Source organism: Streptomyces kunmingensis, assembly GCF_039533535.1.
Taxonomy (GTDB): domain Bacteria; phylum Actinomycetota; class Actinomycetes; order Streptomycetales; family Streptomycetaceae; genus Streptomyces; species Streptomyces kunmingensis.
This window is the reverse complement of the sequence record NZ_BAAATS010000014.1, coordinates 95,175-108,870: the sequence shown is the minus strand read 5'-3', so window position 1 is coordinate 108,870 and position 13,696 is coordinate 95,175. Positions and strand designations below refer to the sequence as shown.

14 protein-coding genes are annotated in these 13,696 nt (G+C 71.8%); 6 read left to right on the top strand and 8 right to left on the bottom strand.

Annotation, left to right across the window (positions count from 1 at the left end):
• Nucleotides 1-61: 61 nt before the first annotated feature.
• A complete protein-coding gene (locus ABD366_RS17615; RefSeq protein WP_324766748.1) occupies nt 62-1,111 on the bottom strand; it encodes an ABC transporter substrate-binding protein in 1,050 nt (349 codons plus the stop codon).
• Nucleotides 1,112-1,391: 280 nt separating this feature from the next.
• Between ABD366_RS17615 and ABD366_RS17610 the strand changes: the two genes are divergently transcribed.
• Nucleotides 1,392-2,546: a hypothetical protein gene (locus tag ABD366_RS17610; RefSeq protein ID WP_324766676.1), complete on the top strand. Its 1,155-nt coding sequence runs from the start codon at nt 1,392-1,394 to the stop codon at nt 2,544-2,546.
• Nucleotides 2,547-2,602: 56 nt separating this feature from the next.
• Complete coding sequence (locus ABD366_RS17605; RefSeq protein WP_324766677.1) at nt 2,603-2,779, top strand: hypothetical protein; 177 nt, start codon at nt 2,603-2,605, stop codon at nt 2,777-2,779.
• Nucleotides 2,780-2,858: 79 nt separating this feature from the next.
• Here the strand turns inward: ABD366_RS17605 and ABD366_RS17600 are convergent, their stop codons facing one another.
• The 3 genes from ABD366_RS17600 to ABD366_RS17590 form a co-directional block, all read right to left on the bottom strand.
• Nucleotides 2,859-3,800 (bottom strand): 3-oxoacyl-ACP reductase, encoded by a 942-nt coding sequence (locus ABD366_RS17600; RefSeq protein WP_324766678.1) that lies wholly within the window; start codon nt 3,798-3,800, stop codon nt 2,859-2,861.
• A gap of 282 nt (nt 3,801-4,082) precedes the next feature.
• On the bottom strand, nt 4,083-5,159 hold the full coding sequence (locus ABD366_RS17595; RefSeq protein WP_324766679.1) for a Zn-dependent alcohol dehydrogenase: 1,077 nt from the start codon (nt 5,157-5,159) through the stop codon (nt 4,083-4,085).
• Nucleotides 5,160-5,200: 41 nt separating this feature from the next.
• Nucleotides 5,201-6,055, bottom strand: a complete 855-nt coding sequence (locus ABD366_RS17590) for a MaoC/PaaZ C-terminal domain-containing protein (protein ID WP_324766680.1) — start codon at nt 6,053-6,055, stop codon at nt 5,201-5,203.
• Nucleotides 6,056-6,338: 283 nt separating this feature from the next.
• On the opposite strand from ABD366_RS17590, the gene ABD366_RS17585 reads away from it, so the two are divergent.
• From ABD366_RS17585 to ABD366_RS17570, 4 genes are all read left to right on the top strand, one after another.
• Nucleotides 6,339-7,286, top strand: coding sequence for an ABC transporter ATP-binding protein (locus ABD366_RS17585; RefSeq protein ID WP_324766681.1), 948 nt, complete (start codon nt 6,339-6,341; stop codon nt 7,284-7,286).
• Nucleotides 7,286-8,002 carry an ABC transporter permease gene (locus tag ABD366_RS17580; RefSeq protein WP_324766682.1) on the top strand — a complete coding sequence of 239 codons (717 nt, stop codon included), beginning with the start codon at nt 7,286-7,288 and terminating at the stop codon, nt 8,000-8,002. The genes ABD366_RS17585 and ABD366_RS17580 overlap by 1 nt, the downstream gene beginning before the upstream one ends.
• A gap of 32 nt (nt 8,003-8,034) precedes the next feature.
• A complete protein-coding gene (locus tag ABD366_RS17575) occupies nt 8,035-9,294 on the top strand; it encodes a sensor histidine kinase (protein ID WP_324766749.1) in 1,260 nt (419 codons plus the stop codon).
• Between the two features lie 145 nt (nt 9,295-9,439).
• On the top strand, nt 9,440-10,072 hold the full coding sequence (locus ABD366_RS17570; protein WP_324766750.1) for a response regulator transcription factor: 633 nt from the start codon (nt 9,440-9,442) through the stop codon (nt 10,070-10,072).
• Between the two features lie 199 nt (nt 10,073-10,271).
• On the opposite strand, the gene ABD366_RS17565 is transcribed toward ABD366_RS17570, so the two are convergent.
• The 4 genes from ABD366_RS17565 to ABD366_RS17550 all read right to left on the bottom strand — a co-directional run bounded on the left by ABD366_RS17565 (nt 10,272) and on the right by ABD366_RS17550 (nt 13,688).
• On the bottom strand, nt 10,272-11,723 hold the full coding sequence (locus ABD366_RS17565; protein WP_324766683.1) for a DHA2 family efflux MFS transporter permease subunit: 1,452 nt from the start codon (nt 11,721-11,723) through the stop codon (nt 10,272-10,274).
• Nucleotides 11,724-11,833: 110 nt separating this feature from the next.
• Nucleotides 11,834-12,223: a type II toxin-antitoxin system death-on-curing family toxin gene (locus ABD366_RS17560; RefSeq protein ID WP_324766684.1), complete on the bottom strand. Its 390-nt coding sequence runs from the start codon at nt 12,221-12,223 to the stop codon at nt 11,834-11,836.
• On the bottom strand, nt 12,220-12,414 hold the full coding sequence (locus ABD366_RS17555; protein ID WP_324766685.1) for a hypothetical protein: 195 nt from the start codon (nt 12,412-12,414) through the stop codon (nt 12,220-12,222). The genes ABD366_RS17560 and ABD366_RS17555 overlap by 4 nt, the downstream gene beginning before the upstream one ends.
• A gap of 80 nt (nt 12,415-12,494) precedes the next feature.
• Complete coding sequence (locus ABD366_RS17550) at nt 12,495-13,688, bottom strand: lipid-transfer protein (RefSeq protein WP_324766686.1); 1,194 nt, start codon at nt 13,686-13,688, stop codon at nt 12,495-12,497.
• Nucleotides 13,689-13,696: the final 8 nt, after the last annotated feature.

Sequence of the window (13,696 nt, the reverse complement as noted above, 5' to 3'; positions counted from 1 at the left end):
ACAGGTTACCTGCGCTACGCGCCCCTCCCCCAAGCCCGGTTGCCTCACGAGGCCTGCCCGATCACTTGACCAGATGCGTGCGGAGGTCCTCGATGACCTCGCCGGCGGCGGTGACACCGAGGCCCAGGTACCAGGTCTCGTCCGGGACATCCTCGGCCTGTCCGTTCTTCACGGCACCGAGCTTCTTCCAGAGCGGGTTGTCCTCGGCGCTCGCACGCTGCGTCTTCTTGGCGTCGCCATAGACACCGGTGAAGATCCAGTCGGCGTCCGCGGAGTCGATCTTCTCGGGGCTGATCTCGGTCGCCAGGTCGTTGACCTGCTGGTTCTTCGGGCGCGGGATGCCGGCGTCGTCGAGGATCGTGCCGATGAAGGAGGCCTTGGCGTAGAGGCGGATGCGGTCCGGCATGTAGCGCAGCATCGTGACGGTGGGGGCTTTGCCACCGCCCGCCTTCTTCACGTCGGCGCCGAGCTTCGCGACCTTCTTGTCGTACTCCGCGAGGTTCGCCTCGGCGGCGGCCGTCCGGTCGAGGGCGGAGGCGTTGAGGAGGTAGTTCTCCTTCCACGTGAAGCCCGGGCGGATGGAGAAGACGGTCGGGGCGATCTTGGAGAGCTGGGGGTAGAGCTTGGCGGCGCGCAGTTCGCTGCCGAGGATCAGATCGGGCTTGAGGCCCGCGATCGCCTCCAGGTTGAGCGAGTTGATCGTGCCGACGTTCTTGGGGTGGCCGGCCGTCTTCTTCAGGTAGGAGGGAATGCCGTCGTCGCCCTCGGTGGGGGCGTAGCCGACGGGCTCGACGCCGAGCGAGGCGACGTTGTCCAGCTCGCCGACGTCGAGGACGACGACGCGCTGCGGCTTCTTCGGCAGCTCCGTCCTGCCCAGGGCGTGCGTGACGGTGCGCGGGAACTCGCCGGGCTTCGCCGTCGTCCCCATCTTCGCCGTCCGGTCCGCGGCCTTCGAGAAGTCGTCGCCGCCCTGGGCGACCGCCTTGAAGCCCGCGCCGTTGTCGCTCTTCGCCGAACCGTCGCCGCCGCCGGAACCGCAGGCGGTCAGGGCCAGCGCGGCGGCCGTCGTGACGGCGGCGGCCGCGATCCGGGTGCGGGGACGCAGGGCTATCGGGGACATCGGTTTGCTCCAGCTCTGGGTGCACAGAAGGCTCACAGGTGTGAGTTAGGGAAACCTAACACCAGCGTCCGCGGGCTCCGCCGCCGGTCGGTGAGCACACCAAGCAGTTCCCGCACAGTCGATTCCGGCCATGGCCACCCTTTGGTGTGAAGAGGAGGACGGCGTGTGCCACGGAGGTCTGTACGAAAACTAGCTTCGGCTGTGCAGACGAACGGGGCGGACACCGAGGTAACCGACCGAGGTACCAGGACGAGCGGAGGCGACGGACCCCATGACGGCCTTGGCCATCGAGCCCGCGACCGGGACGCGACCCGAGCCGCCGCGGACCGGGTGTGTGATCACCGCGGACGCGACGTACGCGGCACGGCTCGCGCACGACGGGGCGAACCCCGGGTCGTGGTTCCCCGAGCGCTGGACGCTGGACGGGCCCGAGCCGTACGCGGTGCCGCTTCCCGCCCACCAGCCGGAGGAGCCGGGCACCGCCGTCCTGCCGCTGACCGACGGCCGGGTGCTCATCCGGCGCGAGGCCGACGGCCGCCACCTCTTCTCCCTCCTCTATCCGACCGGTCCCGGCACCGGCGAGGTGCCGCTGGGGGCCGTGGAGTGCGGGGAGCTGACGCTGCTGCCGCCGGCCCCGGACGGGCTGCGCGCGTACGCGCTGGCCGTGCGCGAGGAGATGACGGACGTCTGGCTCGTGGCGGGCGGCGCGTTCGGGCCCGAGCACGTGGCCGAGATCAAGGGGCGCTGCTCGGGCGGGGTGTGGCTGGATCACGCGGGGCGGCTGCTCGCGCTCGACCGGGCGGAGCCGGGGGGCGGGCCGGTGAAGACGGTGGCGGTGGACCTGGACCGGGGCGGCGAGGTGTCCCCGCTGCTGCAGATCACCGAGGACAGCACGGACCGGCTGCTCCTCGCCGATCTCGACAGCGGCCTGATCGTGGTCCGTTCGGACGCCGCGGAGCCGGGGCGGCCACGGCTCGGCTGGGGTGTCCTCGGCAGTACGCTTCCGGTCCGCTTCCCGCGTGCGCTGCGGCCGGCGGACTGCGCGGTGACGCCGTTCGCCGTGCAGCCGGGGCAGACGCTCATGCCGGAGGGCTGCGCGGTGGCGCTGCGCATCGACAACACGGCCGGCGCGGGCGGCCACGAGGCCGGTGCGCCGTGGCTCGGGGTGTGGCGCCCGGCCGACGGGCAGCTGCATCAACTCGCGGCGCCGCGCGGCTGGTTGACGGGCTCCGGCTTCTGGTCGCGGGACGGTGTCCTGGCGCTTCCCTACTCCACCGAGGACGTGCCGTGCGGGCTGGCCCGGCTGCCCGCGCCGGAGCCCGCGGCGCCTCGCGCGGCCCCGCCGGACAGCACGCCGGCGCCCGCCGCGCCACGTCCGGTGCCGTTGGCGCAGGCGCCTCTCGGGGGGCGCAGCGCCGGAGGTTAGACTCGCCCGGCTGTAAGTGAAGGATCTTGTACGGGTTTACGGGGTGAGTTCTTCCGATGACGGAAAGCAACGGCATGGGCGCGGGTACGGACAGCGCGGAGTGGGCCGAGGGCACGGACACCGGGCACGGCCGCCACCGCGGCACGGTCACGGCGTCGTCCGCACAGGGTGGGCAGGGCGACCAGCCCGAACCGCACGGGCGGCACCGGGGGCCTCGCGCCCAGGAGGCGTAGGCCGTACGTGACGCAGCGCGAAGGGCCCGGTTTCCGCCGGGCCCTTCGCGTTGTGCGGAGGGGGTTCCAAGGCGGGCTCTCAGCCGTGCTTGAGGCCGAGCACCTCCGCCGCCGCGAACGTCTCGTTCGGGGGGCGGTCCTTGTAGTGCGGGGTGAGCAGCGCGTCGAGTTCGTCGTACGTGAACGCTTCCTCGGCGGTGTCGAACTTCGCCTGCACCCTGGGGCGTTCGACGATCGCGACCATGCCGCCGTGGACGACGAGGAGTTGGCCGTTGATGCGCGCGGCGGCGGGTGAGGCGAGGTAGCCGACGAGCGGGGCCACGTGTTCGGGGGCGAGCGGGTCGAGGCTCTCGTCCGTCGGCTCGGCGAACCCGGCGAAGACGTCCTCGGTCATCCGGGTGCGGGCCCGGGGGCAGATGACGTTGGCGGTGACGCCGTACTTGGCCAGGGCCAGCGCCGTGGACGTGGTCAGGCCGACGATGCCGCCCTTCGCCGCCGCGTAGTTGGGCTGGCCCGCCGAGCCGGCGAGGAACGCCTCGGAGGACGTGTTCACGATGCGGCCGAAGACCGGGGCGCCGGTCGCCTTGGCCCGCTCGCGCCAGTGGCGGGACGCGAAGTGGGTGGTGTTGTAGTGGCCCTTGAGGTGGACGTGGATGACGGAGTCCCACTCGTCCTCGGTCATCGAGAAGATCATGCGGTCGCGGAGGATGCCGGCGTTGTTCACGAGGATGTCCAGCGATCCGTACGTGTCCACGGCCAACCGGGTCAGTTCTTCGGCCTGTTGATGGTCGGCCACGTCGCCGCTGTGCGGGGTGGCTGTGCCGCCCTGTGCGCGGATCTCCTCGGCGACCTGCTCGGCCGGGGTGGCGTCGGCGTGGCCTGTGCCGTCCCGGCCGGGGCGGCCGAAGTCGTTGACGACCACGTGGGCGCCGAGGCGGGCCAGTTCCAGCGCCTCGGCCCGGCCGAGCCCGCGCCCGGCCCCGGTCACGATGGCCGTACGGCCCTTCAGCGGCATCTCCATGTGAGCGGGATCCTCTCCCATCGGGCCTCTTCGGCAAGGCGGTGCGGCTCCGTTTTCGGGTGCGCGTCTCGTCGTGGCTGGTCGCGCAGTTCCCCGCGCCCCTGGGCAACCAAGCCCCTCCGGCGATATGGGCCGATCAAGCCCCTCCGGCGATTGAGGAGCGGGGGCCGGGGCGGAGCCCCGGGGCTGGGTGTCGTCGCCGAGTGCGGATTCTTCGTGGCTGGTCGCGCCGTTCCTCGCGCCCCTTCGGGGCGTAGGACCCCGGCCCGCCGAAGCGTTCGGCTAGATCTCGATGCACGTCCTCAGGGCGGAGCCCGTCCGCATTTGGTCGAGGGCCTCGTTGACCCCCGCCAGGGGAACCCGGTGGGTGATGAGGGACTCCAGGTCGATACGGCCCGCCCGCCACAGGGCGATGGCCCGCTCGTAGGACTGCAGCACATCCCCACCCCCGTACATCGAGGGCAGAATCCGCTTCTCGTCGAAGAAGAGCTCGAACATGTTGAGCTGAAGGAAGTCGTCCATCGCACCCGCCCCGACGACGACGAGCGTGCCACCCCGCCGCGTCGTCTCGTACGCGGTCCGGGCCGTGGCCGACTTTCCGACGACCTCGAAGACGTAGTCGAATCCCTCGCCCGCCGTGAGCCGCTGCTTGGCGTCGGCCAGTTCCCCGGGGGCGACAGCCTCCGTCGCGCCGAACTTCAGGGCCGCCTCGCGCCGCGACGTGACGGGGTCGACGGCGACGATCTGGGCGGCGCCCTTGAGCCGGGCGCCCTGGATCGCCGAGATGCCGACGCCGCCGCAGCCGATGACCACGACCGACGAACCGGCGCGCACATCGGCCGTGTTGATGGCGGAGCCGAGCCCGGTCGTGACGCCGCAGCCGATGAGCGCCGCGATGTCGAAGGGGACGTCGTCGGGGATCGGGACGGCGCACCCCGCGTCGACCACGACCTCCTCGGCGAACGTGCCGGTCCCGGCGAAGCCGAACACATCGCCGCCGGGACGCCTGAAGTTGGGGGTGCCGGCGTTCATGAACCCGGCGAGACAGAGCTGGGTCTGGCCGCGCTTGCAGGCGGGACAGGTGCCACAGGCGGGCAGCCAGCAGACAAGCACACGCTGACCCGGCGTCAGATGCGTGACACCTTCGCCCACTTCGAGGATTTCGCCCGCACCCTCGTGGCCGGGGACGAACGGGGCGGGCTGCGGCAGCACCCCGCTCATGGCGGAGATGTCGGAGTGGCACAGGCCGGTCGCCCGTACCCGGATCCGCACCTTGCCGGGGCCGAAGCCGACCGCCTCGACGTCGTCCAGTACCTCGAGTTTGCCCTGGCCTGTCTCGTGCAGTACGGCTGCTCTCATGGCGTGCGGCTCCTCTACGTCGCGTCGCGAAGGAAGGTCGTTCAGCTGTGGTCGATGACGGTGTCGGCCAGGACCGGCGCCTCGTCGCGTTCCAGGGCGGCCACCGTGACCCGGACCCGGTCCGGCTCCTGCCACATCCGGATGCGCAGCGTCTCGCCGGGGAAGACGACGCCGGCGAACCGGGTGGTGTAGCGGGTGACCCGGGAGACGTTGCCGTCGAGGAGGGTGTCGACGACGGCCTTGAGCGTCATGCCGTACGAGCACAGGCCGTGCAGGATCGGCCGTTCGAAGCCGGCGAGCTTGGCGAACTCGGGGTCGGCGTGCAGCGGGTTCCAGTCGCCGGAGAGGCGGTAGAGGAGGGCCTGGTCCTCGCGGATCGGGCGGTCGACGGTGCGGTCCGGCTCGCGGGCGGGCGGCTCCGTGCGCTCGGAGGGGCCGCGCTCGCCGCCGAAGCCGCCTTCGCCGCGGATGAAGATCTGCGCGTCGCTGGTCCACAACGGCCCGTCGGAGTCGGCGACTTCGGTGCGCAGGACGACGACGGCGGCCTTCGTCTTGTCGTGGACCGCGGCCACCCGGGCCGTCGTGTGTGCCGTGCCCTTGACGGGGATGGGGCGGTGCAGCTCGATGGTCTGGCCGCCGTGCAGGACGTGCGCGAGGTTCACGTCGATGCCGGGTGCGGCGAGTCCGCCCATCATCGCCATCCCGGCGCCCGCGACGGTCGCGAAGCTGGGCAGGACCTGCAGCCTGGACTCGAGCGTGTAGCGCAACTCGTCGGGGTCGGTGGCGGGCAGGCCCGCGCCGAGGCCGAGGTGGTAGAGCTGGATGTCCTTGTGGTCCCAGGTGATGTCGGCGGACCGAGGCTCGGCGGCCAGGGCCTTCGCGGCGTCGATGGGCATGTGACGGTCGCTCCTCACACGGGTCGGGCAGGTCGAGACCTCGGTGCGGCCGTCCGCACCGTCGGTCGCACCGAGGTCGTCACGGGCCGGTTCTAGAACCTGTTTCATTCCGTCCGGCGATCCTCATGTATAGCCAAGAGCCGATGGGTTGGGAAGGGTGCGGCCCCGCTTTTCTGACGCCACGTCAGGTAGTGCTCGGGGTCGCGGCCATGACATTTGTACCGGCCGGCCGTGGACATTGCGTATCTGCCGCTCCCCCGCCCCGGCCCGTAGCGTCGTACCCATGACGACGAGGGCGACAAAGACAGCGAGGACCGGCACCGACACGGGCACCGCACCGGCCGTGTCCTTCACAGGGGCCGTCAAGACGTTCGGGGAGGTACGGGCGGTCGACGGGCTCGACCTGGAGATCGCAGCGGGCGAGACGGTGGCGCTGCTCGGCCGCAACGGCGCGGGCAAGTCCACCGCCATCTCGCTGCTGCTCGGTCTGGACGACCCGGACGAGGGCCGCGTCGAGTTGTTCGGCGCCGCGCCGCAGGACTCCGTACGGGCCGGGCGGGTCGGCGCCATGCTCCAGGAGGGCCGGGCCGTGCCCCGGGTCACCGTCGCGGAGCTGGTCGGCTTCGTGGCCGGGCGCTACCCGGCGCCGATGGCCGTGCCGGAGGCGCTGCGGCTCGCCGGGATCGAGGAGCTGGCCGGGCGGCGGGTCGACAAGCTGTCGGGCGGGCAGACGCAGCGGGTGCGGTTCGCCGTGGCGCTGGCCGGAAACCCGTCGCTGATCGTGCTCGACGAGCCGACCGCCGCGCTCGACGTCGAGGCGCGGCACGCCTTCTGGGCGTCGATGCGGGCCTTCACGCAGCGCGGGCACACGGTCCTGTTCTCCACGCACTACCTGGAGGAGGCCGACGCCAACGCCGACCGGATCGTCGTCATCGACCACGGCCGGGTCGTCGCCGACGGCAGCGGCGAGGAGCTGCGCCGAGCGGGCGGCGGCAGCCTCGTCTGCTTCGACCTGGCGGGACGCGGCTCCGAGGGGCTCTCCCTGCTGCCGGGCGTCCTCTCCGTGGAGATCCGCGGCGACCGGGCACGGCTGCGCACCGACGACTCGGACGCGACGGTCGTGGCGCTTGCCGCGATGAACGCCGTACGGAATCTGGAGGTCGCCCCGGCCTCCCTCGACGACGCCTTCATGGCGCTGACCGCGGACCCCCGCGACCTGGAGCGTGTGTGATGTGGGACTACCTGCGGCTCGAAGTACGGCGCACGCTGCGCGACGGGAAGTTCGTGCTCGGCACGGTCGCGATGCCCGTGATGATGTACCTCCTGTTCACCAACCTCGGTGCGGACGCCAGTGGCTGGAAGACGGCCTCGATGGTCGGCATGGCCGCGTACGGAGCGCTCGGCGCGGCCCTCAACACGGGCGCCGGGGTCGCCGAGGACAAGGCGATCGGCTGGCTGCGCCAGTTGCGGATCACGCCGATGACGCCGCGCCAGGGCGTGATCGGGCGGGCCCTGACCGGCGCGGTGACGGTGCTGCCCGCGATCGCGGCGGTGCTGCTCGCGGGCGCCCTCGTCAACGGCGTACGGATGGACGCGTGGAAGTGGCCGGTCATCGCGCTGCTGCTGTGGACGGGCTCGCTGCCCTTCACCATGCTGGGCCTGGGCAACGGCTACCGGCTCACCTCGCAGGCCATGGGCGGCATCACCATGCTCTGCTACCTGGGGCTCGCGGTCCTCGGCGGCCTGTGGTTCCCGATCCAGCTCTTCCCCGGCTGGCTCCAGCAGGTCTCGTCGTTCACCCCGACCAACCGCTTCGCGCAGCTCGGTACGGCGGTCGCCGACGGGCACGCCCCCTCCGTCGCGGCTGTCGGCGTGCTTCTCTGCTGGCTGCTGGCGTTCGGTTCGTACGCTGTGGTCTCGTACCGCAGGTCCGCGCGCACCGTCTGAACGGCACCACGGGGAATCGGAGAGTGACGCACATGTCCTGGTGGAGCAAGATCGACGGGCAGTTCCACGAACTGCGCGCCACACAGGCCGAGTGGAAGGCCGAGCACGAGCGGGTGAAGGCGGAGCGCCGGGCGCGCGGGGAGCACGGCCGCCTGCCCGAGGAGCTGGGCCCGCCGCCGACCGGCTTCGCGCTGCTGCCGTGGGTACTCATGGGCCTGGGCGCGTTCTCGAACATCGTCCAGGGCAAGACCGGCAACCCGTGGCTCGGCGGCCTGGGTCTGCTCACCTTCAACTCCCTCTACGTGTACGTGGTGTTCAGGGCGTTCCACAAGGAGGCCCGCAACGCGGCCTCGACGCGGGTCGCGCTGGGCCTGATGACGCTGCTCACCTGCGCTCTCGTCGGCGGCTTCGGCGGCAGCTGGCTGGCGTTCTTCCCACTGCTCGGGCTCGCGGCCGGCGCGATCCTGCGCGGCCCGTACCTCGGCAGGTTCGCCCTGGGACTGAGCGCGCTGGCCGGGGTCGTCGCCGGGCTGAAGGAGGGCTGGGACGCGGTCGGGGTCGTGTACGGCACGTTCCTGTCGATGATGGTGACCGCGGCGATCCTCTCCCTCTCCGAGGCGGTACGTGAACTGCGGGCGGCCCGCGAGGAGTTGGCCCGCCAAGCCGTGGAGAAGGAGCGGCTGCGCTTCTCCCGCGACCTGCACGATCTGCTCGGCCACACGCTGTCGGTGATCGTGGTGAAGTCGGAGGCGGCGCGGCGGCTCGCCCCGCGCAGCATGGACGCGGCCCTGGAACAGGTCTCCGACATCGAGGCCGTCGGCCGGCAGGCCCTCACGGAGATCCGCGAGGCCGTCACCGGGTACCGGGAGGGCAGCCTCGCCACCGAACTGGACCGGGCGCGCTCGGCGCTCGACGCCGCCGGTATCGAACCGGTCGTACGCCAGTCGGGGCCGCCGCTGTCCGCGCAGACGGAGGCGCTGCTGGGCTGGGTGGTGCGGGAGGCGGTGACGAACGCGGTCCGCCACAGCTCGGCCACCACGTGCACGATCTCCGTCGAGGGCGCGGCGGAGACGGTGGTCCTGCGGGTCACCGACGACGGGGTGGGTGCGGCGGCGGTGACCGACCGCACGGTCGGCGGCACCGGCATCAAGGGCCTCACCGAGCGGCTCGCCACGGCGGGCGGCTCCCTGGAGGCGGGGCCCGGGGCGCGCGGCGGATTCGTGGTGCGGGCCGAACTGCCGTCGGGCGAGCGGGACTCGGCCCCGGACGCCGCGCTGACGGAGAGCGTCTGAGGGGGCCGGGGCCGACGCGGGGCTCTCCGGTTCCGGGAATGCGTCCCGTCAGCGGGGCGTGAGCCATACCGCGAGGCCGCTGCCTCGAGCGCGGCTGGCGCTGCCGTGACGGGCCGGCCGCCCTACGCTGTTCCCCGTGACCGAGATGCCGCAGGACCACCGCCCCGTGAAATCCGTGAGAGTCCTCCTCGCCGAGGACCAGGGAATGATGCGGGGGGCGCTGGCGCTGCTGCTCGGTCTGGAGGCGGACATCGAGGTCGTCGCCCAGGTCGCGTCGGGGGACGTCATCGTCGACAAGGCGCTCGAGTGCCGGCCCGACGTCGCTCTCCTGGACATCGAGCTGCCCGGCCGCAGCGGTCTGGACGCCGCCGCCGAGCTGCGTGACGAGGTGCCGGACTGCCGGGTGCTGATCCTCACGACGTTCGGGCGGCCCGGATATCTGCGCCGGGCCATGGAGGCGGGCGCCGCGGGATTCCTGGTCAAGGACGGGCCCGTGGAGGATCTGGCCGAGTCGATCCGCAAGGTGCTGCGCGGGGAGACGGTCGTCGATCCGGCGCTGGCCGCTGCCGCGTTGAGCGCGGGCCCTAACCCTTTGACGTCCCGTGAGGCGGATGTGCTGCGGGCCTCCGCGGACGGGGCGACTGTCTCCGACGTGGCCGGGAAGCTTCATCTCTCGGAGTCGACCGTGCGGAACTATCTTTCTTCGGCCATTGGGAAGACGGGGACGCGGAACCGTACGGAGGCGCTTCGGGCCGCGCGTCAGCAGGGCTGGTTGTAAGTCCCGCCCAGGGGCGCGGGGAACTGCGCGAGAAGCCCCACCGGGCGGGGGCGTCGATGAATCGGCAACCGGCACGGCGCTCGCCGCCCGGGGCTCCGCCCCGGCCCCCGCTCCTCAATCGCCGGAGGGGCTTGAGGAGGCAATCGCCGGAGAGGCTAGAAGGGAGCGATCGCCCGGAGGGGCTGGAAGAAGGGCTGGGTCAATCGCCCGGAGGGAATCGGCGGGGCATCCATGTCAGCAGTACCAGCACCGCCAGCACCAATATTCCCGCCCCGCAGAGGAACGCCCCCGCATAGCCGCGGGTCAGCGCCGCAGGATCCGCCGCACCCGCGGAGCGACTCGCCGCGACGGTCGACAGGATCGCGAGGCCCAGCGAACCCCCGAGTGTGCGGGAGGTATTGACGAGGCCGGAGACGAGACCCGCGTGGCCCGGCGCCGCCCCGGACGTCGCAAGGGACGCGAGCGGCGTCATCGCGAACCCGGCACCGGCCATCATCACGATGCCGGGCAGCATGATGGTCGTCACGTAGGAGCCGTCCGCGCTCATGGTCGACTGCCACGCGAACCCGGCGGCGGTCACGAGGACACCGGCCACCGCCACGTTGCGCGCCCCGAACTTCGGCATCAGGCGCGGCGCGATCTTCGAGCCGGCGACCACCGCGAGGGAGCTGGGCACGAGGGCCAGGCCCGCCTCGATGGGCGTGTAGCCGAGTACGTTCTGCGCGTACAGCGTCATGAAGAACCACATGGCGAAGCTGCCCATGCCGCAGACGAACATCGCCGCGTTGGCCGCTGCCACGGACCGCACCCTGAACAGTCCGAGCGGCATCAGCGGCAGCCGCGTACGGGCCTCGACGATCAGGAACCCGGCGATCAGGGCGAGCGCGATCCCCAGCGGCACCAGCGTCGTGGCGGCGCCCCAGCCCTCCGCCTCGGTCTGCACGACGGCGTACGCGAGGGTGGCCGTGCCCGCCGTCACGAGGAGCGCGCCCGGCAGGTCGAGGCGGCGTTCACCGCCCGCCCGGGACTCGCGGATCCAGCGGGCCGCGGCCGTGAGGACGACGGCGCCGAGGGGCACGTTGATGAGCAGTACCCAGCGCCAGTTCAGGCCCTCGGTGAGGACGCCGCCGACGAGTCCGCCGGCCGCGCCGCCGCCCGCGCCGACGGCGGTCCAGGTCGCGATGGCCCGGGCCCGCGCCGCGCCCTCCGGGACGGCGGAGGTGAGGATCGTGAGGGTGGAGGGGGCGAGCACCGCGGCGCCCAGGCCCTGCACGGCGCGCGCCGCGAGGAGCTGCCAGTCGTCCTGCGCGAGCCCGCCCGCCAGTGAGGCGAGGGTGAACAGGCCGAGGCCGACGAGGAACATCCGTTTGCGGCCGAAGAGGTCTCCCGCCCGGCCGCCGAGGAGCATGAACCCGGCGAACGCGATCGAGTACGCGTTCACCACCCATTGCAGGCCGGTCGGGCTCAGCCCGAGGTCGGCGCGCATGGACGGCAGCGCGACGTTCACGACGGACACGTCCAGGACGACGAGGAACTGCCCGGCACACGCGACGGCCACGATCAGCCAGGCGGGCGGGGCGGGTCTGCGGGCGGGTATCCCGACAGCGGTGTCGGCCTCGAGGTCAGCGGAGTTCTGCGGCATGAGTGTCATGGTCGCAGCCCGGAGGGACCCCGTACATCAGGATTTCGGTGCACCGGGACCGGGCCGGAGGTCATACGTCCGGGGACCTAGGACCGGCTCGGCCACGGGGCACGGCGGCGTCAGCCGACGGGGAACCACTCCTGGAGCGTCTTGGTGATCGTCGCCACGTCGAGATGGTCCTGCGCCACACGCTCGACGAACGGTCCCGCCTCGTCGGCCGGCGGTACAGGATGACCGGCCGGCAGGCCGTTGATGCGCAGGAAAAAGCGGGTGGCGAGCCAGGCCATGGGCTTGTTGCCGTCGATCAGCGCGTGATTGCGGGCGACGGCGTGCAGCAGTGCGGCAGCCTTCTCGTGCAGGGTCACGTACATCTCGGTACCGAACACATGAATCCGGGGCCGCTCGACGGCCGAGGCGAGCAGGCCGAGATCGCGCACACTGTGTGCCGTGCCGTTGACCTTGGCCGCGATGGCCAGGATCTCGTCGAGCTGAACGTACCGGACGCTCACTTCAGGTGGTCCAGGATCTCCGCGTCGGACTCCGTCAGCTGGGCGAGGACGTCGTGGACGTTCAGCTCGGCGCGCTCTTCGGCTTCGCGGATCGCCTCGATCGCGAGGGTCTGCTTGCTGCGCCCGGTGCGCTCCGCACGCCGGGTGAGCTTGGCGTCGAGGTCGTCGGGGAGCCGGAGTGTCATCGCCATACCTCGATGATGCCTCGCCGGTAACAGGTAGCAACGCGATACCGCATGTCGAGGCCCGGCCATCCGGGCCACCCCAGCCGTCAGGCGCGCCGGACCAGCGTCACCACCGCCGCCCCGCCGAGCCCGATGTTGTGCGCGAGCCCGGTCCGGGCGCCGGGCACCTGACGGGCGGCGGCCTCGCCGCGCAACTGCCAGGTGAGCTCGGCGAGTTGGGCGATGCCGGTAGCGCCGAGCGGATGCCCCTTGGAGATCAGGCCGCCCGAGGGGTTCACGACCCAGCGGCCGCCGTACGTGGTCGCGCCCGATGCGACGAGCTTGCCGGACTCTCCCTCCTCGCACATGCCGAGCGCCTCGTAGGTCAGCAGTTCGTTGACCGAGAAGCAGTCGTGGAGCTCGATGACGTCGACGTCGTCGATGCCGAGCCCGGCTTTCTCGTACACCTGGCGGGCCGCCGCCCGCGACATGGACTGTCCGACCACGTCGATGCACGAGCCCGACGCGAAGGACTCCCGTGTGTCCGTGGTCATCGACTGGGCCACGATCTCGACCGCCCTGTCCCCCAGGCCCCGTTCCTCGACGAACCGTTCGGAGACGACGACGGCCGCCGCCGCGCCGTCCGAGGTCGGCGAGCACTGGAGCTTGGTGAGCGGCCGGTGGACGGTCTTCGAGGCGAGGATCTCGTCGACGGTGTACGCGTCCTGGAACTGGGCGTACGGGTTGCCGGCCGAGTGGCGGTGGTTCTTGGCGCCGACCGCCGCGAGCTGCGCCTCGGTCGTGCCGTACTTCTCCATGTGTTCGCGCGCCGCGTCGCCGAAGATCTGTGCGGTGGGCGGGCTCGTCTCGAAACCGTGGCGGGCCGCCATGATGCCGTAGTGGCGGGCGACGGGCGAGGTCGCGAAGTCGGAGCCGGCGTCGGCGCCTGAGCCCAGCGCGCCGCGCTTCATCTTCTCGAAGCCGAGCGCGAGCACGCAGTCGCCGGCACCGCCCTCGACGAACTGGCGCGCCATCATCAGCGCGGTCGAGCCCGTCGCGCAGTTGTTGTTGACGTTGTAGACGGGGACGCCGGTCAACCCCAGTTCGTAGACCGCGCGTTGGCCCGCCGTGGAGGCCTGGAAGCAGTAGCCGACGGGGACCTGCTGTACGTCCTCGTACGCGACACCGGCATCCGCGAGGGCCGCGCCGCCCGCCTCCTTCACCATGTCCCAGTACTGCCAGTCGCGACCCTCGGGCTTCTCGAACCTGGTCATGCCGACGCCGACTATGTACGACTTCATGGCTGCAC

Coding starts and splice junctions, on each gene's coding strand:
- ABD366_RS17590 (WP_324766680.1), bottom strand. CDS start 6,055: ATGCCCATCGACGCCGCGAAGGCCCTGGCCGCCGAGCCTCGGTCCGCC.
- ABD366_RS17595 (WP_324766679.1), bottom strand. CDS start 5,159: ATGAGAGCAGCCGTACTGCACGAGACAGGCCAGGGCAAACTCGAGGTA.
- ABD366_RS17610 (WP_324766676.1), top strand. CDS start 1,392: ATGACGGCCTTGGCCATCGAGCCCGCGACCGGGACGCGACCCGAGCCG.
- ABD366_RS17600 (WP_324766678.1), bottom strand. CDS start 3,800: ATGGAGATGCCGCTGAAGGGCCGTACGGCCATCGTGACCGGGGCCGGG.
- ABD366_RS17575 (WP_324766749.1), top strand. CDS start 8,035: ATGTCCTGGTGGAGCAAGATCGACGGGCAGTTCCACGAACTGCGCGCC.
- ABD366_RS17555 (WP_324766685.1), bottom strand. CDS start 12,414: ATGGCGATGACACTCCGGCTCCCCGACGACCTCGACGCCAAGCTCACC.
- ABD366_RS17580 (WP_324766682.1), top strand. CDS start 7,286: ATGTGGGACTACCTGCGGCTCGAAGTACGGCGCACGCTGCGCGACGGG.
- ABD366_RS17605 (WP_324766677.1), top strand. CDS start 2,603: ATGACGGAAAGCAACGGCATGGGCGCGGGTACGGACAGCGCGGAGTGG.
- ABD366_RS17570 (WP_324766750.1), top strand. CDS start 9,440: ATGCCGCAGGACCACCGCCCCGTGAAATCCGTGAGAGTCCTCCTCGCC.
- ABD366_RS17585 (WP_324766681.1), top strand. CDS start 6,339: ATGACGACGAGGGCGACAAAGACAGCGAGGACCGGCACCGACACGGGC.
- ABD366_RS17550 (WP_324766686.1), bottom strand. CDS start 13,688: ATGAAGTCGTACATAGTCGGCGTCGGCATGACCAGGTTCGAGAAGCCC.
- ABD366_RS17565 (WP_324766683.1), bottom strand. CDS start 11,723: ATGACACTCATGCCGCAGAACTCCGCTGACCTCGAGGCCGACACCGCT.